The sequence below is a fragment of the Paraburkholderia terricola genome (assembly GCF_900142195.1).
GTDB classification, from domain to species: Bacteria; Pseudomonadota; Gammaproteobacteria; order Burkholderiales; family Burkholderiaceae; genus Paraburkholderia; species Paraburkholderia terricola.
Genome location: NZ_FRAB01000007.1, coordinates 204,848 through 227,800, shown reverse-complemented (window position 1 = coordinate 227,800; position 22,953 = coordinate 204,848). Strand labels below are relative to the sequence as shown.

The 22,953-nt window shown below is 63.7% G+C and carries 19 protein-coding genes; 18 read left to right on the top strand and 1 reads right to left on the bottom strand.

Annotated features, from left to right (window positions below; all coding sequences use genetic code 11):
* Nucleotides 1-44 precede the first annotated feature (44 nt).
* The 16 genes from BUE39_RS08945 (at nt 45) to BUE39_RS08870 (ending at nt 18,123) form a co-directional block, all read left to right on the top strand.
* Entirely contained in the window at nt 45-458 is a 414-nt protein-coding gene (locus BUE39_RS08945; protein WP_073428288.1) for a gamma-butyrobetaine hydroxylase family protein, read from the top strand.
* Nucleotides 459-524: 66 nt separating this feature from the next.
* A complete protein-coding gene (ubiE, locus tag BUE39_RS08940) occupies nt 525-1,256 on the top strand; it encodes a bifunctional demethylmenaquinone methyltransferase/2-methoxy-6-polyprenyl-1,4-benzoquinol methylase UbiE (protein WP_073428287.1) in 732 nt (243 codons plus the stop codon).
* Nucleotides 1,257-1,294: 38 nt separating this feature from the next.
* On the top strand, nt 1,295-2,284 hold the full coding sequence (locus BUE39_RS08935; RefSeq protein ID WP_073428286.1) for a Tim44 domain-containing protein: 990 nt from the start codon (nt 1,295-1,297) through the stop codon (nt 2,282-2,284).
* 154 nt (nt 2,285-2,438) lie between these two features.
* Nucleotides 2,439-3,083, top strand: a complete 645-nt coding sequence (locus tag BUE39_RS08930) for a ubiquinone biosynthesis accessory factor UbiJ (protein ID WP_073428285.1) — start codon at nt 2,439-2,441, stop codon at nt 3,081-3,083.
* Between the two features lie 15 nt (nt 3,084-3,098).
* Nucleotides 3,099-4,676: a ubiquinone biosynthesis regulatory protein kinase UbiB gene (gene ubiB / locus BUE39_RS08925; protein WP_073428284.1), complete on the top strand. Its 1,578-nt coding sequence runs from the start codon at nt 3,099-3,101 to the stop codon at nt 4,674-4,676.
* Nucleotides 4,677-4,716: 40 nt separating this feature from the next.
* A complete protein-coding gene (locus BUE39_RS08920) occupies nt 4,717-5,337 on the top strand; it encodes a class I SAM-dependent methyltransferase (protein ID WP_073428283.1) in 621 nt (206 codons plus the stop codon).
* A 223-nt stretch (nt 5,338-5,560) separates the two neighbouring features.
* On the top strand, nt 5,561-5,956 hold the full coding sequence (locus tag BUE39_RS08915) for an FmdB family zinc ribbon protein (RefSeq protein ID WP_073428282.1): 396 nt from the start codon (nt 5,561-5,563) through the stop codon (nt 5,954-5,956).
* 75 nt (nt 5,957-6,031) lie between these two features.
* A complete protein-coding gene (locus BUE39_RS08910) occupies nt 6,032-6,685 on the top strand; it encodes a DUF502 domain-containing protein (RefSeq protein WP_073428281.1) in 654 nt (217 codons plus the stop codon).
* A 76-nt stretch (nt 6,686-6,761) separates the two neighbouring features.
* Nucleotides 6,762-8,561 carry an aspartate--tRNA ligase gene (gene aspS, locus BUE39_RS08905; protein WP_073428280.1) on the top strand — a complete coding sequence of 600 codons (1,800 nt, stop codon included), beginning with the start codon at nt 6,762-6,764 and terminating at the stop codon, nt 8,559-8,561.
* A gap of 168 nt (nt 8,562-8,729) precedes the next feature.
* Nucleotides 8,730-9,284: a dihydroneopterin triphosphate diphosphatase gene (gene nudB, locus BUE39_RS08900; RefSeq protein WP_073428279.1), complete on the top strand. Its 555-nt coding sequence runs from the start codon at nt 8,730-8,732 to the stop codon at nt 9,282-9,284.
* Complete coding sequence (clsB, locus tag BUE39_RS08895; RefSeq protein ID WP_073428278.1) at nt 9,281-10,540, top strand: cardiolipin synthase ClsB; 1,260 nt, start codon at nt 9,281-9,283, stop codon at nt 10,538-10,540. The genes nudB and clsB overlap by 4 nt, the downstream gene beginning before the upstream one ends.
* A gap of 233 nt (nt 10,541-10,773) precedes the next feature.
* Nucleotides 10,774-11,373 (top strand): TetR/AcrR family transcriptional regulator, encoded by a 600-nt coding sequence (locus BUE39_RS08890; RefSeq protein ID WP_073428277.1) that lies wholly within the window; start codon nt 10,774-10,776, stop codon nt 11,371-11,373.
* A gap of 114 nt (nt 11,374-11,487) precedes the next feature.
* Complete coding sequence (locus BUE39_RS08885; RefSeq protein WP_073428276.1) at nt 11,488-13,275, top strand: acyl-CoA dehydrogenase C-terminal domain-containing protein; 1,788 nt, start codon at nt 11,488-11,490, stop codon at nt 13,273-13,275.
* Nucleotides 13,276-13,387: 112 nt separating this feature from the next.
* Nucleotides 13,388-15,823: a 3-hydroxyacyl-CoA dehydrogenase/enoyl-CoA hydratase family protein gene (locus BUE39_RS08880; protein ID WP_073428275.1), complete on the top strand. Its 2,436-nt coding sequence runs from the start codon at nt 13,388-13,390 to the stop codon at nt 15,821-15,823.
* Nucleotides 15,824-16,061: 238 nt separating this feature from the next.
* Nucleotides 16,062-17,261: an acetyl-CoA C-acyltransferase gene (locus BUE39_RS08875; RefSeq protein ID WP_073428274.1), complete on the top strand. Its 1,200-nt coding sequence runs from the start codon at nt 16,062-16,064 to the stop codon at nt 17,259-17,261.
* A gap of 91 nt (nt 17,262-17,352) precedes the next feature.
* Nucleotides 17,353-18,123 carry an enoyl-CoA hydratase gene (locus BUE39_RS08870; RefSeq protein WP_073428273.1) on the top strand — a complete coding sequence of 257 codons (771 nt, stop codon included), beginning with the start codon at nt 17,353-17,355 and terminating at the stop codon, nt 18,121-18,123.
* Nucleotides 18,124-18,159: 36 nt separating this feature from the next.
* Here the strand turns inward: BUE39_RS08870 and fdhD are convergent, their stop codons facing one another.
* Nucleotides 18,160-18,990, bottom strand: a complete 831-nt coding sequence (fdhD, locus tag BUE39_RS08865; RefSeq protein ID WP_412534855.1) for a formate dehydrogenase accessory sulfurtransferase FdhD — start codon at nt 18,988-18,990, stop codon at nt 18,160-18,162.
* Nucleotides 18,991-19,170: 180 nt separating this feature from the next.
* On the opposite strand from fdhD, the gene BUE39_RS08860 reads away from it, so the two are divergent.
* Nucleotides 19,171-19,647 (top strand): nitrate reductase associated protein, encoded by a 477-nt coding sequence (locus BUE39_RS08860; protein ID WP_073428271.1) that lies wholly within the window; start codon nt 19,171-19,173, stop codon nt 19,645-19,647.
* A 185-nt stretch (nt 19,648-19,832) separates the two neighbouring features.
* A complete protein-coding gene (locus BUE39_RS08855) occupies nt 19,833-22,943 on the top strand; it encodes an EAL domain-containing protein (protein ID WP_073428270.1) in 3,111 nt (1,036 codons plus the stop codon).
* The last annotated feature ends 10 nt before the right edge of the window (nt 22,944-22,953 follow it).

Below are 22,953 nucleotides of genomic sequence, written 5' to 3'. Positions count from 1 at the left end.
GGGCGACATCTTGGGGCGGCCCGGCGTTTTCTTTTGAGGCCATCATGAGCGGACTGACCCCCGATACACCGGTGCCGACCGGCGTCGTCCTGCATTCGAAATCGCGCGTGCTCGAATTGCAGTATGCAAACGGCGAATCGTATCGCCTGCCGTTCGAACTGCTGCGCGTGTATTCGCCTTCGGCGGAAGTGCAGGGTCACGGGCCCGGCCAGGAAACGCTGCAAACCGGCAAGCGCGAGGTGACGATCACGATGCTCGAAGGCGTCGGCAACTATGCGTTGCAGCCGACTTTCTCGGACGGCCACGCCACCGGCATCTATTCGTGGGATTTGCTGTACGACATGGCGGTCCGCCAGGATGAACTCTGGCGAGCCTACCTCGCCAAACTGGAAGCCGCCGGAGTCGACCGCGATACGCCGATGGTTCCAGCCGGCGCTGCGCACGGGCATTGTCACTGATACGATTCGCCCCATCGCCGCACTGATGCGGCGCAACATTTCAGAATACGCGAAAGGACGAGCGCGATGAGCAAAACCCACTTCGGCTTTCAATCGGTCGACGAACAGGAAAAGGCGCAGAAGGTGGCGGGCGTATTCCACTCGGTTGCCGCTAACTACGACCTGATGAACGACCTGATGTCGGGCGGATTGCACCGGGCGTGGAAGATGTTCACGATCGCCCAGGCCAACGTGCGGCCGGGTTTCAAGGTGCTCGACATTGCGGGCGGCACGGGCGATCTGTCCAAGGCGTTCGCGAAGCAGGCGGGCGACACGGGCGAGGTGTGGCACACCGACATCAATGAATCGATGCTGCGGGTGGGCCGCGACCGCCTGCTGGACAAGGGCGTGATCACGCCGGCGCTGCTCTGCGACGCCGAAAAAATCCCCTTTCCGGACAATTACTTCGACGTGGTGACCGTGGCATTCGGCTTGCGCAACATGACGCATAAGGATGTCGCGCTGGCGGAAATGCGCCGCGTGTTGAAGCCGGCGGGCCGTCTGCTGGTGCTGGAATTCTCGAAGGTATGGGACCCGCTCAAGAAGGTCTACGACGTCTATTCGTTCAGAGTGTTGCCGTGGCTCGGCGACCGCTTCGCGAAGGACGCCGAGAGCTACCGCTATCTCGCCGAGTCGATCCGGATGCACCCGGACCAGGAAACCTTGAAAACAATGATGGAACAAGCGGGCCTCGATGGCGTCAAATATTACAATTTGTCAGCTGGCGTGGTAGCTTTACATGTGGGGACCAAATACTAGGGTTCCTAACCCATCGATTTTTAAAGGAAAGTACGAAAATGTCCGATTCAGGTGTGTCATCTCCCCGTAAGGTGTCGAGGTCGTTGGTGAGAAGAATCGGACTGATCGCAATGGTCGGTCTGATCATGGCCGGCTCGCTCGCCTCGCTCGACGCGGAAGCTCGCCGCATGGGCGGCAGCCGCAGCATCGGCCGTCAGTCGAATACCGTTCAGCAACAGCAGGCGGCGCCGACCCAACCTTCACCGACCAATCAGGCTACGCAGCGTGCCCAGCCGGCCCCCGCGCCTGCGGCGCCGGCCCCGCAGCCTAACCGGTCGCGCTGGCTCGGGCCGATCGCCGGTCTGGCCGCCGGTCTCGGCATCGCGGCGTTGCTGTCGCACTTCGGTCTGGGCGGTGCGTTCGCCAGCGCCATGGCCAACATCATCGTGATTGCCTTGATCGCGATGATCGCCATCTGGTTGATCCGCCGCTTCATGGGTCGCAAGCGCGATGCGGCGCACCCGGCCTACGCGGGCGGCGCGCCGACTCTCAATTCGGGCGGCACCGGCTACTCGCAGGAACCGCGTTACACCGCACCGCCCACCGGCTCGTACCTCGAACCGCAAGGCAATCCGTTGACCACGCCGTCCATCAACGCTGTGCCCGCCGTGCCGGCCGGCTTCGATTCGGAAGCGTTCCTGCGCAACGCCAAGGTGTATTTCGTGCGGCTGCAAGCCGCATGGGACGTCGGCAACATGGACGACATCCGCGAGTTCACCACGCCCGAAATGTTCGCTGAAGTGAGGGTCGATCTGTCTTCGCGCGGTGCAGAGCCCAATCAGACCGACGTGGTGCAGCTGAACGCCGAACTGCTCGGCGTTGAGGAGCGCGCGAACGAGTACTTCGCCAGCGTGCGCTTCTCCGGCTTGATTCGCGAGGCACCGGGTGCGGCGGCGGAACCGTTCGTCGAAGTCTGGAACCTGTCGAAGTCGAACCGGGCCGGCGAAGGCTGGCTGCTGGCCGGCATCCAGCAGGTTGCGCAGCACTGAGGCGCGAGCAGGGAAGAGCCGAAGCGGTAGGGCTTAGCCCTGACTTTGCACAAAGCGTTGGCCGTTTGGCATAGCGAGCCGCGAAGCGAACGGACGTTACAATAGGAACCCGCGTGGGCACCTCGCCCGCGCGGGTTTTTTCTTGCCACTTTCAATGACCCTCGCCGCCAAGCCTTTCGCTGCTGCTGTCAATCATCTGCTCGCCCGCGAATCGTGGGCTCGTGAGCGCCTCGCCCCCTACGCGGGCAAAACCGCCAGGCTGACGTGCGCGCCAGTCGTGCTGATGTTGCTGGTGCAGCCGGATGGTTATCTGAGTGCGGTCGGCGAAACCGAGGCGCAACGGTTCGATGTGACCATTTCGGTGCCGTCCGATGCATTGCCGGCCTTCGTGCAAGGCGGCCAGGCCGCCGTGATGAAGCACGTGAAGATCGAAGGCGACGCGGAGTTCGCGCAGGTGATAGCCAAACTCGCCGAGCATCTGCGCTGGGAGCCCGAAGAAGATCTTGCCAGGCTGATTGGCGACGGTCCCGCATGGCGGGTTGCCTCGGTCGTGCGCTCGGTCGGCGAACACGTGCAGCGTACCGGGCGCAATCTGCTCGACACGGCCGCCGAATATCTGCTCGACGAGAACCCGCAACTGGTGCGCCGCATTGCGCTGGAAGACTTCAATGTCGAACTGGCGCGCGCACGCGATGCCCTGGCGCGTGTGGAGAAGCGCATCGAGCGTCTTCAACAGAAGGTCGAAGCCCGCGGCGCAGATGCGCCAGGCGGCGCCGCCACGTCGCGCGGCACGCGCTAGTCACTGGGCACAACCATGCGTTTTCTGCGTTTCCTCAAGATTTTTTTCACGGTTATCCGATTCGGTCTCGATGAGATGATGCTCGGGCGCATCAACGACCGGCGCGTGCGCCTGCTTCTGCGCATCACCACCATCGGCCGCAAGTTCGACGCGCCGCCCGGCGTGCGTTTGCGGCTCGCGCTGGAAAGCCTGGGGCCTATCTTCGTCAAGTTCGGTCAGGTGTTGTCCACCCGGCGCGACCTGCTGCCGGTCGATATCGCCAACGAACTCGCCAAGCTTCAGGATCAGGTGCCGCCGTTCGATTCAACGGTCGCGATCGGACTGGTGGAAAAGTCGCTGGGCGCACCGGTCGACGTGCTGTTCGACGACTTCGAGCGGGTGCCGGTGGCGAGCGCGTCGATCGCGCAGGTGCATTTCGCCAAGGTGAAGGCCGGCCAGCATGCGGGCAAGGCGGTTGCGGTGAAGGTGCTGCGGCCGAACATGCTGCCGGTCATCGACTCCGACCTCGCGTTGCTGCGCGACATCGCTGTCTGGGCCGAGCGCCTGTGGGCGGACGGCAAGCGCCTCAAGCCGCGTGAGGTGGTGGCGGAATTCGATAAATATCTGCACGACGAACTCGACCTGATGCGCGAGGCGGCCAACGGCAGCCAACTGCGGCGCAACTTCGCCGGGCTCGACCTGCTGTTGGTGCCGGAGATGTACTGGGAATTCTGCACGCCCACGGTGCTGGTGATGGAGCGCATGGTCGGCGTGCCGATCAGCCAGGTGGAAACGCTGCGTGGGGCGGGCGTCGATATCCCGAAGCTGGCGCGCGAGGGCGTGGAAATTTTCTTCACTCAAGTGTTCCGCGACGGTTTTTTTCATGCCGACATGCACCCCGGCAACATTCAGGTGAGCCTCGACCCTGTGCATTTCGGCCGCTATATCGCGCTCGATTTCGGCATCATCGGCGCGCTGTCGGACTTCGATAAGAACTATCTGGCGCAGAACTTCCTCGCGTTCTTCAAGCGCGACTATCATCGCGTCGCCACCTTGCACCTGGAGTCGGGCTGGGTGCCGCCCACCACCCGCGTCGAGGAACTCGAAAGCGCGATCCGCGCGGTCTGCGAGCCGTATTTCGACCGCGCGCTGAAAGATATTTCGCTGGGCCAGGTGCTGATGCGGCTGTTCTCGACCTCGCGCCGCTTCAACGTCGAGATTCAGCCGCAACTGGTGCTGCTGCAAAAAACCATGCTGAACGTGGAAGGGCTCGGCCGCTCGCTCGATCCTGAACTGGATCTGTGGAAGACCGCGAAGCCCTATCTCGAACGCTGGATGAACGAGCAGATTGGTCTGCGCGGCTGGTACGAGCGCCTGAAAATCGAGGCGCCGCAGTGGAGCAAGACGCTGCCGCAGTTGCCGCGCCTGATCCATCACGTGCTCGCTGAGCGTCACGACCACGGTCGCGGCATGAACGACGACATGATTCGCCAGATTCTGCTCGAGCAGAAACGCACGAACCGGTTGCTGCAAGGCTTGCTCCTATTCGGCGTGGCGGTCGGTGTCGGCGCAGTGTTGGCGCGGGCGTTTCTGGCTTTCGCCTACGGCGGTTGAGACCGATCCAGGTCCAGGTCTACATTCAGGCGAGTATTCCATGAGCGACCCAACGCAACCCTCCGCGCCCGACTTTGCAAGCCGCGACCCCAACTCGCCGGAGTTCTGGGACGAGCGTTTCGAGCGTCACCACACACCGTGGGATCAAGGTGGCGTGCCGTCCGCGTTTCAGTCGTTCGCGGCTCGTCACAGCGGCGCGGCCGTGCTGATCCCCGGTTGCGGCAGCGCCTACGAAGCGCTCTGGCTGGCCGAGCACGGTAACCCGGTGCGGGCGATCGATTTTTCGCACGCTGCGGTCGCAGCCGCGCATGAGCAGTTGGGCAAGCATGCGCACCTCGTCGAACAGGCGGATTTCTTCGTCTATGAGCCGCCGTTTTCGCCCGCGTGGATCTACGAGCGCGCATTCCTGTGCGCGTTGCCGCCGTCGCGCCGCGCCGACTATGCGCAGCGGGTAGCGGAACTGTTGCCTGCGGGCGCGCTGCTGGCCGGTTTCTTCTTTATCGGATCGACGCCGAAAGGACCGCCGTTCGGCATCGAGCGTAACGAGTTGGACGCACTGCTCACGCCCAATTTCGAACTGATCGAAGATGAAGCCGTGAACGATTCGATTCCCGTCTTTGCGGGACGTGAGCGCTGGCTCACTTGGCGTCGGCTGGCTTGAGGGCTGCCGCGCCGCACTCCGGCGCGGCTCGGTCAACGTTTTCGCGCGGCGCGGCACGGCTCCAAAACGGCTCGGACCGCACTTGATTCGGCGGCCGCCGCCCCCATCTGCCGCAACGGCGGCCGCGTCGATCGCCCGCCCCGAAATCCGGGGAGGGGAGATCGTTTGCGGCTATAATTCAAGGCTTTGCAAGCGTTTACAAGATTTCAGTAGGGAAAAGATCATGCCGATCTACGCTTATCGTTGCGAATCATGCGGCTTCGGGAAGGACGTGCTTCAGAAGATGAGCGACCCCCAGTTGACGCAATGTCCCGAATGCGGGAAAGACAGCTTTCGCAAGCAGGTGACTGCGGCCGGCTTTCAGTTGAAGGGCTCCGGCTGGTACGTCACCGATTTCCGCGGCGGCAATAGCGGCGCGGGCGCGCCTGCCAAACCCGACGCGAATGCCGCTTCGAATGGCGGCTCGGGAGAAAGCGCTGCAACCGCGAATGGCGGCGGCGCCAAATCCGACACGGCTTCGGCCAACAGCGCGGCCGCAGCCGGTTCATCGAGCGTGGCTGCAACGCCTGCCGCGCCAGCTGCCGCACCGGCCGCCACGAGCGGTGCCGGCAGCGCCTAGCGGGACTGCCGCTCAAACGAGCGGCGCACACGCCGCGCGCCGTTTACCGGCTCGCGCGGCTTTCTGGCGGTACACATGACGACGAAAAAAACGACGCTCAAATCGGTGTTCCTGACTGGCCTGCTGGTGCTGGTGCCTCTGGCTATCACACTGTGGGTGCTCGGCCTGATCATCGGCACGATGGACCAGACGCTGTTGCTCCTGCCGCGCGCGTGGCAGCCCGAGCGCATATTCGGCTTTCGCCTGCCCGGCCTGGGCGCGGTGCTCACGCTGGCGTTCATCTTTGTCGTCGGCTTGTTGACGCAAAACTTCGTCGGGCAGAAGCTCGTGAAGTGGTGGGAAGTCGTGGTCGCCCACATTCCGGTGGTCGGGCCGATCTACACCAGCGTCAAGCAGGTGTCGGACACCTTGCTGTCGAGCAGCGGCAACGCGTTTCGCAAGGCTCTGCTGATCGAGTATCCGCGCCGCGGCTCCTATACGATCGCGTTTCTGACCGGCATTCCGGGCGGCGACGTGGCCAATCACCTGAAAGAAGATCACGTCAGCGTGTATGTGCCGACCACGCCGAATCCGACGTCCGGCTTCTTCCTGATGGTGCCCAAGAGCGAAGTGATCGAACTCGACATGACGGTCGACGCCGCGCTCAAGTACATCGTCTCGATGGGCGTCGTGGCGCCGTCCGCGCCGCCGGCGCCGATGCGCCGCACGACAGTCGAGCCTCCGCTGTAATGCCGGCGCGCAGCGTTTCACGCAGGGTCCAACTGCGGCGCGCCGTTCAACCAATGCAAAACGAAAGACAAACATCATGTCGATGAGATCTGAATACTGCGGTCTGGTGACCGAAGAACTGCTGGGCCAATCCGTCTCGCTGTGCGGCTGGGTAAGCCGCCGCCGCGATCACGGCGGCGTCATCTTCATCGACCTGCGCGACCGTGAAGGCCTCGTCCAGGTCGTTTGCGACCCGGACCGCGCTGAGATGTTCAAGGCGGCCGAAGGCGTGCGCAACGAATTCTGTCTGCAGATCAAGGGCGTGGTGCGCAGCCGTCCGGAAGGCACGACGAATGCCGCGCTCAAGAGCGGCAAGATCGAAGTGCTGTGTCACGAACTGATCGTGCTGAACCCGTCCATCACGCCGCCGTTCCAGCTCGACGACGACAACCTGTCGGAAACCACGCGTCTCACGCATCGCGTGCTCGACCTGCGCCGTCCGCAGATGCAGCACAACCTGCGTCTGCGTTATCGCGTCGCGATCGAGGTGCGCAAGTATCTCGACGCGCAAGGCTTCATCGACATCGAAACGCCGATGCTCACCAAGAGCACGCCGGAAGGCGCGCGCGACTACCTCGTGCCGTCGCGCACCAACCCGGGCCAGTTCTTCGCGCTGCCGCAGTCGCCGCAACTGTTCAAGCAGCTCTTGATGGTGGCGAACTTCGACCGCTACTACCAGATCGTCAAGTGCTTCCGCGACGAAGACCTGCGCGCCGACCGCCAGCCGGAATTCACGCAGATCGACTGCGAAACCTCGTTCCTCTCGGAACAGGAAATTCGCGACCTGTTCGAGGCGATGATCCGTCACGTCTTCAAGGAAACGATCGGTGTCTCGCTGGACGAGAAATTCCCGGTCATGCTGTATTCGGAAGCGATGCGCCGCTTCGGCTCGGACAAGCCGGACCTGCGCGTGAAGCTCGAATTCACGGACCTGACCGATGCGGTGCGCGACGTCGACTTCAAGGTGTTCAGCACGCCGGCCAACACCAAAGACGGCCGCGTCGCGGCGATCCGCGTGCCGAAGGGCGGTGAACTCACGCGTGGCGATATCGACAGCTACACGGAATTCGTGCGCATCTACGGCGCGAAGGGCCTCGCGTGGATCAAGGTCAACGAAGTGGCGAAGGGCCGTGACGGTCTGCAAAGCCCGATCGTCAAGAACCTGCATGACGAAGCGGTCAAGGCGATCATCGAGCGAACCGGCGCGCAAGACGGCGACATCATTTTCTTCGCGGCGGATCGCGCGAAGGTGGTGAACGACAGCCTGGGCGCGTTGCGTCTGAAGATCGGTCACTCGGAATTCGGCAAGGCCAACGGTCTCGTCGAGTCGGGCTGGAAGCCGCTGTGGGTGGTCGACTTCCCGATGTTCGAGTACGACGAGGAAGACAACCGCTACGTCGCCGCGCATCACCCGTTCACGAGCCCGAAGGACGAGCATCTCGAATATCTGGAAACGGACCCGGCGCGTTGCCTCGCGAAAGCCTACGACATGGTGCTGAACGGCTGGGAAATCGGCGGCGGGTCGGTGCGTATCCATCGCGAGGAAGTGCAGAGCCAGGTGTTCCGCGCGCTCAAGATCGGCGCGGAAGAGGCGCAAGCCAAGTTCGGCTTCCTGCTGGACGCGCTGCAATACGGCGCGCCGCCGCACGGCGGTATCGCGTTCGGTCTCGACCGCATTGTCACGATGATGGCCGGCGCCGATTCGATCCGCGACGTGATCGCGTTCCCGAAGACGCAACGCGCGCAGTGCCTGCTCACGCAGGCGCCGAGCGAAGTGGACGAGCGTCAGTTGCGCGAGTTGCATATCCGTCTGCGTACGCCGGAACCGAAGGCATAAGCCGAAGCTGTCTGAAAACGACAGCCCGAGGTGGATGAAAAGCGAAACGAAAAAGGCGCCATGCGCCTTTTTCGTTTTTTGCGTTACAGTCGATGCAACTGCTTTCGACCGCTCACTGCACCATTCGCCGACATGTAGCGCGCAAGCGTTGCGCCCAGTTTTCACGCCATGCCGAAACCGCCGAAGATTCCGCAATCCGTGCTTGTCATCATCCATACGCCCTCGCTCGACGTGCTGCTGATCGAGCGCGCCGACCACGCGGGTTTCTGGCAGTCGGTGACGGGTTCCAAAGACCAGCTCGACGAGCCGCTCATCGAGACGGCGGCGCGCGAGGTCGCGGAAGAGACCGGCATCGTGGTCGGCAGCAAGCTGGTGCCGACGAGCGCGTTATTCGATTGGCAGTATTCGATCGAATACGAGATCTACCCGGAATTCCGGCATCGTTATGCCGAAGGCGTGATCCACAACACCGAGCATTGGTTCAGTGTGGAGGTGCCCGAGCAGCTCGAGGTGACGCTCGCGCCGCGCGAGCATACGGCGTTTCTGTGGCTGCCGTATGAGGAGGCGGCGTCGCGCTGTTTTTCGTCGTCGAATGCGGATGCGATCTTGCAGTTGCCCAGCAGGCTCGAAGCCCGGCGGCGGCTCGATGCTTCGCTCGACGCGCTGTCTGGTGAGCGGCTGGACACGCCCGTTGACGGGCGCTCCAAGGAGCGCGGCCGGTGAGCGTCGGCGGCGCGCGCCGTTTCGCTCGACTGCGGCAATCGCTGCTCGGCCGCCGCTATTGGCAACGCTACCGCTTCACGAGCGGCAACGACGTCAAGCTGCTGCGTTCCGGCGACGAGTTCTTCGCCGCACTGGTCGAACGGATCGACGCGGCGCGCGACGACGTGGTTCTGGAAACCTACATCTTCTGCGATGACAACGCCGGCCAGGCCGTCAGCGCGGCGCTGCTGCGCGCGGCTTCGCGCGGCGTCAAGGTGCGCGCGATCACCGACGGCATCGGCACCGCGCGGCTGCCGATGTTCAACGAGTGGCCGGTTGCCGGCATCGACCATCGGATCTACAACCCGCATCTGTTCGGCCGCTTCGGCTTTTCGCGCACGCACCGCAAGCTGGCGGTGATCGACGATCAGTACGCGTATTGCGGCGGCATCAACATCGTCGACGATTACGAGAACAACGGCGTAACGCTGCCTTACCGCCGCTGGGACTTCGCGGTCGAATTGCACGGACCGGTGGTCGCGGACGTCCGTCAGGCGTTCGAACTGCAATGGCGGCGGATTCGCCTCGGGCATCGTCCGATCGAATCCCTGGAGCCCGATCTCGGGCCCAAGACCACTGCATCGCTCGGCAGTCTGCGCCGGCGCCGCCGTCGCCGCAACGAGGCACTGTGGGCCGGCGGCCAACCGTGCGTGGCCTTCGTCGCGCGCGACAACCTGATCAACCGCCGCGCCATCGAGAAGGCATATCTCACCGCGATCGGCCAGGCGCGCAGCGAAGTGCTGCTCGCCAATCCGTACTTCATGCCGGGGCGCAAGCTGCGGCGCGCGCTGGTGCTGGCGGCGCGGCGCGGCGTCGAGGTAAAGCTCATCATCGGGCGTAAGGAGTTCAAGGCGCTCGATTACGCGGTGCCGTTTCTGTACCGCGCGTTGCTCAAGGCCGGTGTGCAGATCGCCGAGTACGAGAAGACCATGCTGCACGGCAAGGTCGCCGTGGTGGATTCCAACTGGGGAACGGTCGGGTCGTCGAACCTCGACGCGTTGAGCCTGATGCTCAACAACGAAGCCAACGTGGTGCTGGTGAACGATCCGTCGATCGAGGCTTTGCGCGAAGCGATCCTCGTCGCGTTCAGGGATTCGCGCCGGATTGACGAGGCACGTTACGACGCGCGTCCGGCCGGCGAGCGCGTGCTCAACTGGCTCGCCTATACGACCTACCGCGCAGTGATGAAGCTGCTGACGGTAGGCGGGTACGATTAGCGCCGCGTCTGCCGACCTCCCTCACCCTCCTTCCTTCATTGCAAGCCGTTCCGGCACAGAATAAAAGACAAACGCCTCTAAAAAATCTCATTCCACTGATTGACGGATGCCGCAGAATTGAAGCCAGGTTAGAAACCGGTTTCTAATAAAGTCCTTGTTTCGCGGACGGCCGCACACAATAATAGTACGGCCGTTCGATTTTATTTCGGTCAAATTAGAACGGTAGGGAAGCTATGCGAAAAGGCGAACAAACACGAGCCGCGATTCTCGAAGCAGCACTCGATCTGGCAAGCCGCGACGGACTCGAAGGTCTGACGATTGGGCTTCTGGCCGAGCGCATGCAGATGAGCAAAAGCGGTGTGTTCGCGCATTTCGGGTCGCGCGAGGATCTGCAGGTCGAAGTCGTGCGCGAATATCACCGTCGTTTTGAAGACGAGGTGTTTTTCCCGAGCCTGCGCGAGCCGCGTGGCTTGCCGCGCTTGCGCGCCATGATTTCCCGCTGGATCGAGAAGCGCATTCAGGAAGTCACGACCGGCTGCATCTATATCAGCGGCGCGGTCGAATACGACGACCGCGCGGACAACCCGGTGCGCGAGCAACTGGTATCGAGCGTGACGATGTGGCGTGCGGCGCTCACTCGCGCGATTTCGCAGGCGGTGGAAGAAGGGCATCTGCGTGCCGATACCGATCCGCAGCTCATGCTGTTCGAACTGTATAGCTTCACGCTCGGTCTGCATCACGACGCGCGCTTCCTGCACTTGCCGGACGCGGTGCGTCTCACGTGGGCCGCGCTGGAAAAACTGATTGTTTCGTATCAAAGCGAAAGCCGTTAGCAGCGCCGCCGAACCGACAGACGGGACCCACCGGACCCAGCGGATTCAGCGGCGCGGAATCCGACCACGGACTCAGCTAACAGCCTGGCTTCTTGTCAAACTTTGGAGAGAGTCATGGGACAGTACGCCGCGCCGCTGCGCGACATGCAATTCGTGTTGCACGAACTGCTCAACGTCGAAGCCGAAATCAAGCAGATGCCGAAGCACGCGGATCTCGATGCCGACACGATCAACGCGGTGCTCGAAGAAGCCGGCAAGTTCTGCTCCGAAGTGCTGTTCCCGCTCAATCACAGCGGCGATCAGGAAGGCTGCACGTATGTCGGCGACGGCGTCGTGACCACGCCGAAGGGCTTCAAGGAAGCTTATCGACAGTACGTGGAAGCGGGCTGGCCCGCACTGGGCTGCGATCCTGAATACGGCGGCCAGGGTTTGCCCGCGTTCGTCAACAACGCGCTGTATGAAATGCTGAACTCGGCCAACCAGGCCTGGACGATGTATCCCGGCCTTTCGCACGGCGCATACGAATGTCTGCACGCGCACGGCACGCCGGAGTTGCAGCAACGCTATCTGCCGAAGCTGGTCGCGGGCGTCTGGACCGGCACGATGTGTCTGACCGAACCGCACTGCGGCACCGATCTCGGCATCCTGCGCACCAAGGCCGAGCCGAACAGCGACGGCTCGTATGCGATCAGCGGCACGAAGATTTTCATCTCCAGCGGCGAACACGATCTCGCCGAGAACATCGTTCACCTGGTGCTCGCGCGTCTGCCGGATGCGCCCACGGGCACCAAGGGCATTTCGCTTTTCATCGTGCCGAAGTTCATCCCGAACGAAGCGGGCGCGCCGGGCGAGCGCAACGGCGTGAAGTGCGGTTCCATCGAGCACAAAATGGGCATTCACGGCAACGCGACCTGCGTGATCAATCTCGACAACGCGAAGGGCTGGCTGGTCGGCGAGCCGAACAAAGGCTTGAACGCGATGTTCGTGATGATGAACGCGGCGCGTCTGGGGGTCGGCATGCAGAGCCTGGGCCTGACCGAAGTCGCGTATCAGAACTCGCTGACGTATGCGAAAGAACGTCTGCAAATGCGTTCGCTGAGCGGCCCGAAGGCGCCGGAAAAAGCCGCCGATCCGATCATCGTCCACCCGGACGTGCGCCGCATGCTGCTCACGCAAAAGGCCTACGCCGAAGCCGCGCGCGCCTTCTCGTACTGGTCCGCGCTGCATATCGACAAGGAGCTGTCGCACGGCGACGAAGCGGTGCGCAAGGAAGCCGCCGATCTCGTCGCGCTGCTCACGCCGATCCTGAAAGCGTTTCTGTCGGACAACGCATTCGAAAGCACCAATCACGCGATGCAGATCTACGGCGGCCACGGCTTCATCGCGGAGTGGGGCATGGAGCAGTACGTGCGCGATGCGCGCATCAACATGATCTACGAAGGCACCAACGCGATCCAGGCGCTGGACCTGCTGGGCCGCAAGATCCTCGGCGACATGGGCGCGAAGATGAAGAAGTTCGGCAAGCTGGTGTCGGAATTCGTCGAAGCGGAAGGCGTGAAGCCGGAAATGCAGGAGTTCATCAACCCGCTCGCCGACATCGGTGAAAAGGTGCAGAAGCTGACGATGGAAATCGGCATGAAGGCGATGCAGAACCCGGACGAAGTCGGGGCGGCCGCCGTGCCGTATCTGCGCACCGTCGGCCATCTCGTGTTCGCGTACTTCTGGGCGCGCATGGCGCGCGTCGCGCTGGACAAGCAGGCATCCGGCGATCCGTTCTACAAGGCGAAGCTCGCCACCGCACGCTTTTACTTCGCGAAGCTGCTGCCCGAAACCGCAATGACCATCCGTCAGGCGCGCGCGGGGTCGAAGTCGCTGATGGAAGTCGACGAAGCGCTGTTCTAAGCCCACATCACGGCAAGCGCCGCGCTATGCACAGCGTGGCGCTCCGCCAGCCACACATCGCGAAGCGACGAAACACATTCGCGACTACCGCATAACTCCCCGGAGGAACGACGTGAGCAATCTGATCATTCGCAAGGTAGCCGTGCTCGGCGCCGGCGTGATGGGCGCGCAGATCGCCGCGCACCTGATCAACGCCAAGGTGCCCGTGCTGCTGTTCGACCTGCCCGCAAAAGAAGGCCCGAAGAACGCGATCGCCCTGAAGGCGATCGAAAATCTGAAGAAGCTGTCGCCCGCGCCGTTCGGCGTGAAGGACGACGCGCAATACATCCAGCCCGCCAACTACGACGACGATATCGCCAAACTCGAAGAGTGCGACCTCGTGATCGAAGCGATCGCCGAACGCATGGACTGGAAGCACGAGCTGTACAAGAACGTCTCGCCGCACATCGCGCCGAATGCGATCTTCGCGACCAACACGTCGGGCCTGTCGATCACCGAACTCTCGCAAGGTTTCGCGGACGAACTGAAGGCGCGCTTCTGCGGCGTGCACTTCTTCAATCCGCCGCGCTACATGCACCTGGTCGAACTGATTCCGACGGCAACGACGCGCCCGGAAATCCTCGATCAACTCGAATCGTTCCTGACGAGCGTGGTGGGCAAGGGCGTCGTGCGCGCCAAGGACACGCCGAACTTCATCGCCAACCGCGTCGGCATTTTCTCGATCCTCGCGGTGATGACCGAGGCCGCGAAGTTCGGCCTGCGTTTCGACGAGGTGGACGACCTGACGGGCGCGCGCCTCGGCCGCGCGAAGTCCGCCACGTTTCGCACCGCCGACGTGGTCGGTCTCGACACGATGGCGCACGTCATCAAGACGATGCAGGACAACCTGAAGGACGATCCGTTTTTCCCGGTCTACGAAACGCCCGCCGTGCTGGCCGAACTGGTGAAGAAGGGCGCGCTCGGCCAGAAAACCGGCGGCGGTTTCTATAAAAAGGAAGGCAAGGCCATCAAGGTGCTCGACCCGAAAACGGGCGAGTACGTCGACGGCGGCGCGAAAGCGGACGAACTGGTCGGCCGCATTCTGAAGCGTCCGCCGGCGGAGCGTCTGAAGCTCTTGCGCGAATCGGAGCATCCGCAGGCGCAATTCCTGTGGTCGATCTTCCGCGACGTATTCCACTACATCGGCGTGCATCTGGAATCGATCGCCGACAACGCGCGCGACGTCGATCTCGCGATCCGTTGGGGCTTCGGCTGGAACGAAGGCCCGTTCGAAGGCTGGCAGACAGCCGGCTGGAAGCAGGTCGCCGAATGGGTGCAGGAAGACATCGCCGCCGGCAAGGCGCTGTCGAATGCGCCGTTGCCGTCGTGGGTGCTGGACGGTCCGGTCGCGGAAAAGGGCGGCGTCCATGCGAACGAAGGTTCGTGGTCGCCGGCTTCGAAGACGTTCGTGTCGCGTTCTTCCCTATCGGTGTACGACAAGCAGGTGTTCCGCGCGCCGCTGGTCGGCGAAACCTTGGCTGATCCGAAGACCTACGGCAAGACGCTGTTCGAAACCGATGCGGTGCGCGCATGGGTCGACGACCGCGCGGGCGAGAACGACGTGCTGATCGTGTCGTTCAAGAGCAAGATGAACACGATCGGACCGTCGGTGATCGACGGTCTGACGCAGGCAATCGAACTCGCCGAAAAGGACTACAAGGGTCTCGTCGTATGGCAGCCGACGTCGCTGAAACTCGGCACGCCGGGCGGCCCGTTCTCCGCGGGCGCGAACCTTGAAGAAGCGATGCCCGCGTTCATGATGGGCGGCGCCAAGGGCATCGAGCCGTTCGTGAAGAAATTCCAGCAAGGCATGCTGCGCGTGAAGTACGCGAGCGTGCCGGTCATCTCGGCGGTGTCGGGCATCGCGCTCGGCGGCGGCTGCGAACTGGTGCTGCATAGCGCGAAGCGTGTCGCGCACATCGAAAGCTATATCGGGCTGGTGGAAGTCGGCGTGGGCCTCGTGCCTGCGGGCGGCGGCCTGAAGGAAGCGGCGCTGCGCGCGGCGGAAGCCGCGACGCAAGTGGGTGCCACCAACGACCTGCTGAAGTTCGTGCAGAAATCGTTCGAAAACGCGGCGATGGCGAAGGTCTCGGCCTCCGCGCTCGACGCGCGCGCGATGGGCTATCTGAAGCCGTCGGACACGATCGTCTTCAACGTATTCGAACTGCTCGACGTCGCGAAGAAGGAGGCGCGCGCGTTATCGGCGGCCGGTTACCGTCCGCCGCTGCGCGTCACGCAAGTGCCGGTCGCGGGGCGCTCGGCGATCTCGACCATCAAGGCATCGCTCGTCAACATGCGCGACGGCCGCTTCATCAGCGAGCACGATTTCCTGATCGCGAGCCGCATCGCGGAAGCGGTGTGCGGCGGCGACGTGGAAGCGGGCAGCCTGGTCGACGAGGAATGGCTGCTGCAACTCGAACGTCGCGCGTTCGTCGATCTGCTCGGCACGCAAAAGACGCAGGAACGGATCATGGGCATGTTGCAAACCGGCAAGCCGGTGCGTAACTGAGCGAGTGGGATACGACTGCATGCGACCGGAGGCAGCGCTGAAGTGCTAACTCCTGTCGACCGCGATAGGACTGCATGGGACGGGAGGCAGCGCTGAAGTGCTAACTCCCGTCGACCGCGATAGAACCGCATGGGACGGAAGTAAGCGCTAAAGCGCTAACTTCCGTCGACCGCGATAGAACTGCATGGGACGGGAGTAAGCGCTAAAGCGCTAACTCCCGTCGACAAAGGAGCTTTAAATGACAAAGCAATTGCAAGACGCCTACATCGTCGCCGCGAGCCGCACGCCGATCGGTAAAGCGCCGCGCGGCATGTTCAGGAACACGCGCCCGGACGAACTGCTCGTGCATGCGATCAGATCGGCCGTGGCGCAAGTGCCCGGCCTCGACACGAGCGTGATCGAGGACGCGATCGTCGGCTGCGCGATTCCCGAAGCGGAACAAGGGCTCAACGTCGCGCGGATCGGCGCGTTGCTGGCCGGCCTGCCGAACACCGTCGGCGGCGTGACGGTGAACCGTTTCTGCGCGTCGGGCCTGACCGCGCTCGCGATGGCGGCCGACCGCATTCGCGTCGGCGAATCGGACGCGATGATCGCGGGCGGCTGCGAGTCGATGAGCATGGTGCCGATGATGGGCAACAAGCCGTCGCTGTCGCCGCATATCTTCGATCGCAACGAGGACGTGGGCATTGCCTACGGCATGGGCCTTACCGCCGAAAAGGTCGCCGAGCGCTGGAAGATCAGCCGCGAGGCACAGGACGCGTTCTCGGTCGAATCGCACCGTCGCGCGATCGCCGCGCAGCAGGCCGGCGAATTCAACGACGAAATCGCCGCGTACACGATCACCGAGCGTTTCCCCGATCTCGCCAGCGGCGAAGTGCGCGTGAAAACGCGCGAAGTGTCGCTCGATGAAGGCCCGCGCGCGGACACGTCGCTCGAAGGTCTCGCTAAACTGCGCACGGTGTTCGCGAACAAGGGTTCGGTGACGGCGGGCAATAGTTCGCAAACCTCGGACGGCGCGGGCGCGTTGATCGTCGTGTCGGAAAAGATCCTCAAGCAGTTCAATCTCACGCCGCTGGCGCGCTTCGTCAGTTTCGCCGTGCGCGGCGTGCCGCCGGAAATCATGGGCATCGGTCCGAAGGAAGCGATTCCGGCCGCGCTGAAGGCCGCGGGTCTCAAGCAGGACGACCTCGACTGGATCGAGCTGAACGAAGCGTTCGCCGCGCAATCGCTGGCGGTGATTCAGGATCTCGGCCTCGATCCGTCGAAGATCAACCCGCTCGGCGGCGCAATCGCCTTGGGTCATCCGCTCGGGGCGACGGGCGCGATTCGGGCGTCGACGGTCGTGCATGGCCTGCGCCGCCGCAACTACAAGTACGGCATGGTGACGATGTGCGTCGGCACCGGCATGGGCGCGGCGGGCATCATCGAGCGCCTGTAAGCTCGGCTCGATCGAGACGTATGAACGGAACGGTTCGCAGGCTGCGTGGCTTGCGAACCGTTTTTCACATTCGCAGCAGGACTACGAGGAGATGACGATGGATATTCTGATCGAGCGTGCCGACGGCGTGCTCACGATTGCCTTCAACCGGCCCGACAAGAAGAACGCGATTACGGCCGCGATGTATCAGACGATGGCCGACGCGTTCGTCGAAGCGCAAGGCGATGCCGCGGTGCGGGTCATTCTGATTCGCGGCAGCGCGGGCATTTTCAGCGCCGGCAACGATCTCGAGGACTTCATGAAGGCGCCGCCGGCGGGCGAGGACGCGCCGGTGTTCCGGTTCCTGCGCGCGATCAGTTCGGCGGAAAAGCCGGTGGTGGCGTCGGTGGCGGGGCCCGCGGTCGGCATCGGCACGACGCTGCTGCTGCACTGCGATCTGGTCTATGCGGCGGACACGGCGAGCTTTTCGCTGCCGTTCGCGCAACTCGGGTTATGTCCGGAAGCGGCGTCGAGCCTTCTGTTGCAGCGCGTCGCCGGCTATCAGGCGGCGGCGGAAAAGCTGCTGCTGGGCGAAGCCTTCGACGCGCGCGAAGCGCAACGCATGGGCTTCGTGAATCGTCTGCTGCCCGCCGCCGAAGTCGACGCGTTCGCGGCTTCGCAAGCCGCTAAACTGGCCGCGTTGCCGGCCTCGTCGTTGCGCGTGACGAAGAGCTTGATGAAGCGCGCGAGCCACCACGACGTGCAAACCCAGATCACCGACGAAGCCGTGCACTTCGGCAAGATGCTGCTGGCGCCGGAAGCGCGGGAGGCGTTGAAAGCGTTCTTCGAGAAGCGCAAGCCGGACTTCCGGCAGTTCGATTGAACCCTCGCGCGTGCAGGCGAGAGCCGGCGGCGCGGCTCACGACTGCGCCGGCTGCAACGTGTCGTAGTCGACGTAGCTCGTTTCGCGGCAGAAGCTGACGAGCCGCACGCCCGCCTTGCGCGCAATCGCAATCGCGAGCGACGACGGCGCCGAGATGGTGGCGAGCATCGGCACGTCGACGCGAGCGGCCTTGCGCACCAACTCGTAGCTCGCGCGGCTCGACAGAAACACGAACCCGTCTTGTGTGTCCACGCGATCGAGCACGAGCCGGCCGATCAGCTTGTCGAGCGCGTTGTGACGGCCGACGTCCTCGAACGCGTAGCGGATCGTGCCTGCCGCGTCGCACCATGCGGCGGCGTGCAGGCCGCCGGTCAGCCGCGTCAGCGCCTGGTGCTCGGGCAATTCGCGCGCGGCGCGAGCAATCGCATCCGGCGCGAGCCGTTGCAGAAAGCCGGTATCGGGCACCCGCTCCGGTTGCAGATCCAGCAGATCGATGCTTTCGATTCCGCACACGCCGCAGCCGGTGCGCCCGGCCAACGCGCGGCGCTTTTCCTTCAGCGCGACGAACGCCTGCTGCACGACCTGCAATTGCACTTCGGCATGCGGCAATTCGCCGTCTTCGTGCAATTCGACCTCGATGTCCTGAATATCGCTGCCGCGCCCGACGATGCCTTCCGAAATCGCGAAGCCGACCGCGAACGCTTCGAGATCGCAGGGCGTGCACATCATCACCGCGTGCGAAATGCCATTGAAGACGAGCGCCACCGGCCACTCCTGACCGATGTGATCGGTAACGGTTTCGACCGCGGCGCCGCGATGCCGGTGCACCTGGCGCTCGACCGCGCCCGGCTGTCCGGCTGTTTCCATATCGTTCAAGCTGGTTCACTCCTTTGCCATGCCGCGCGCCTGCGCGGCTTGCGGTCTCGCCCCGCCCCGCGCCGCCAAGGGTAGCGGACGGCTCCAAGCCGCGCCGCCTTTACGCGAATAAGGTTCTAAAATACCCCAAGCCGGGCTTGCGCGTTGCCCGTCATCCAAGAGGAACTTGTCATGGGACTCAACGAAGCACCGCTGCTGTTCAACTTCGAGGTCGAGTCCTCGGAGAATTTCACCTATATCCCCATGTCGGTGCGGTTCAATCTCGACCGTTTCGGCCTGCGCATTACGCTCGCGCAGTGGCAGTTGCTGCCGCTCGAGGACCGCAAATTGCTGGCGCGTTTCCCGGTGGAAGAAGACGCGGAAATCGAGCCGAACTTCGATCACGCGCTGTTCGAGATGCTGCGCACTCACGCGAACGTCGAGCCGGAATGGTTCACGCCCGAGGAGTCGCCGGCCTGGCGCCGCATCGACAGCGTGCCGGAAGGCGTCGCGCAGCAAGCGGGGCTGGCCGGTCTCGCCGCGCCGAGCGTCGCCCAGTGGGCCGCCCTCGCGCCATTCAAGCGCTACGTGCTCGCCAAATTGTCGCGCAAGCCGGAAGCCAATCACGACTTCGTCCCCGCGATGAAGGAATTCGGCGCGGCCGGCTAGGTGCGACCGGCTAGGCGCGGCCGGCTAGGCGCGACCGGCGATTTTTTTCACTCACCCCCCTCAACCTGTTCCGAACGCTGCCGTTATCCATGAGTTGGCGCGTAAAAGGACTTGCCCCGATGCGCCGCGGCGCATCGGCAGCGGCCGCGCGCTCCCGTCAAGAGAACGATTGACGTTCGGAACCCATGACTCCTTTTCTCACGAAGCGGCTGCTGATCAATATAGCGGTCGTCGCCGCCGCGCTCGGCGCTAATGCGTTCGTCGCCTATTCGCAGATTTGCGGCCAGCGCGACGCCGACGCACGCATGCTGCGTTCGACGAACGTGCGCCAGAACCTCGACGCGTACCAGGCCGCGCTCGACGGCGGACTCGCGGCGCTGGGCCGTTTCGAGGCATCGGGCGAGCCGGCGCCCGCGCATGCGGCCACCGCGCTGAGCGCAACGCTCGCCGGTCTCGAGCGCGATCTGCGTGCCGAACTCGCCGGCGAGCCGGCCATGCTCGCCGCGCTGGCGAGGCTGAGCGCGGACAGCCTGGCGCTGCGCCATGATCTCGACGACGCGCTCGTCAGAAGCGCCCACGCCGAACCGGATACCTCACGCACGTGGGCGGCATCCGCCTATACGCATCTCGGGCTCGTGCTGGATCGCGTCGAAGCCGCGCTGGCGGCCCTGCGCAGCGAGGAGAACCGCGCGTTGAAGGCGTCGCTCGCGGCGTCGGCGAGCGAAACCCGGCGCGCGACGTTTCTACTGATCGTGACGATGCTGGCCGGCAGCGCGCTGTTGATCCTCACGTTCAGCGCACGCGAAAACAGCGCGCGCGAGAAGCTGCGCAGCGTTCGCGCGCTCGGCCGCAACGACGAGCGCTTTCGCAGCCTGTTCGACGATCATCCGGTGCCGATGTATATCTTCGATCGCGAGACGCTGCGCTTTCTCGCCGTCAACGCGGCCGCGATTCAGCAATACGGTTACACGGAAACAGAATTCCTGCGCATGACGATTCGCGCGATCCGGCCGGACAGCGAAGTCCCGCGTCTCGAATCGCATCTGCAACGCAGCGACGCGGTGTCGCACGGCCGCACGATGGCGGGCATCTGGCATCACCGGCGCAAGGACGGCTCCACGATCAGCGCCGACATTTCGTATCACGCGCTGAATTTCATGGGCCGCGCCGCGCTTTTCGTGCTGGCCGACGACGTCACCGAGCAGATCAACGCCGAGGCCGAAGCGCGGCGTTCGAACCAGATGCTCGAAACGGTGATCGACAACATTCCGCAGCGCATCTTCTGGAAAGATCAGCAATCGCGCTATCTCGGCTGCAACATGGCGTTCGCGCGCGATGCCGGGCTCGCTTACCCCGAGCAGGTGGTGGGCAAGAGCGACGCCGACATGCCGTGGCGCGCGTTCGCCGATCTGCTGAATCAGCACGACCAGGAGGTGGTGAGCACCGGCGTGCCGAAGATGAATTTCGAAGTCGACGTGATGATCGGCGGCGTGCATCGCACCACGATGACGAGCAAGCTGCCGTTCACCGACGGCGACGGCCGCGTGATCGGCGTGCTCGGTTCCTATACGGACATTACCGAGCGCAAGCGCGCCGATCTCGCGTTGCGTCTGCAAAGCCGCGCGCTCGACGCCAGCGTCAACGCGATTCTGATCACCGCGCCATCGCCGGCGGGCAACCTGATCGAATACGTGAATCCGGCGTTCATGCGCATCACCGGTTACGATCCCGCCGAAGTGATCGGCCAGGATTGCCGCGTGCTGCAGCGCGACGACCGCGATCAGGAAGGCGTCGCGTCGATTCGCCAGGCGCTCGCGGCGAACCGCGAAGTGAGCGCGGTGGTGCGCAACTATCGCAAGGACGGCGCGCTGTTCTGGAATCAACTGTTCATCGCGCCGGTGCCGAACGCGGAAGGCGTGATCACGCATCACATCGGCGTGGTCAACGACGTGACCGACCTGATGCGCTATCAGGAACAACTCGAATACCAGGCCAACTACGACAGCCTCACGCGACTGCCCAATCGCAACCTGCTGCGCGATCGTCTGCAGCACGCGTTGATCGTCGCGCAGCGGCAGCACAAGGGCGTCGCCGTTGTGTTCATGGATCTGGACGGCTTCAAGAACGTCAACGACAGCCTCGGCCATAGCGTCGGCGACCGTCTGTTGAGCGTGGTCGCGGAACGGCTCGCGCGCTGCACGCGCACGAGCGACACCGTGGCGCGGCACGGCGGCGACGAGTTCGTGATCGTGATGACCGATACGGTCGACGAGCAATCGCTGATCACATGGATGGAGCGCGTGCGCGCGTCGATTTCCGAGCCGGTGTGGCTCGACGGCACCGAGTTGTACGTGGGCTGCAGCATGGGCGCGAGCCTCTTCCCGCAAGACGGCGACGACGCCGAAACGCTGATGAAGAAGGCCGACCTCGCGATGTATCGCGCGAAGGACATGGGCCGCAACACGTTCCAGTTCTATCAGCCGGAGATGAACGCGAGCGCGAGCGCGCGGCTGAATCTCGACCGGCGTCTGCGCCGGGCGCTGCGCGACAACGAATTCCTGCTGCACTATCAGCCGCAGGTGGACATCGTGAGCGGACAGATCGTCGGCACCGAAGCGCTGGTGCGCTGGCGCGATCCCGAAGCGGGGCTGGTGCCGCCGTCGTCGTTCATTCCGGTCGCGGAGGAAAGCGGGCTGATCGGGCCGCTTTCGGAGTGGGTGTTGCGCGAGGCGTGCCGCCAGAACAAGGCCTGGCAGGATGAGGGTTTGCCGCCGGCGCGCGTGTCCGTGAACCTGTCCGCGCGGGTGTTCCAGCAGCGCGACATCGCGAAGCTGGTGATGCAGGTGCTGGCCGAGACCGGGCTCGAACCGCGGTATCTCGAACTCGAACTGACCGAGAGCACGATCATGCGCAACGCCGAAGAGGCCGTGTCGATGCTCAACGAACTGCATGCGCTCGGCATCGGTCTCGCCATCGACGACTTCGGCACCGGCTATTCGAGCCTCAGCTATCTGAAGCGCTTTCCGGTGGACCGCCTGAAGATCGACCGCTCGTTCGTCTCGGACATCGGCATTTCTGGCGACGATGAAACCATCACGTCGGCGATCATCGCGCTGGCGCACTCACTGAAGCTGCAGGTGATCGCCGAAGGCGTGGAGACGTCCGCGCAACTCGATTTCCTCAAGGAGCGCGCGTGCGACGAGATGCAGGGCTTCTACTTCGCGAAGCCTTTGTCGACGGACGCGATTTCCGCATTGTTTCAGGGCGGCGTGGGGCGCGAACTGGCGACGGTGTGACGCGCGGTGC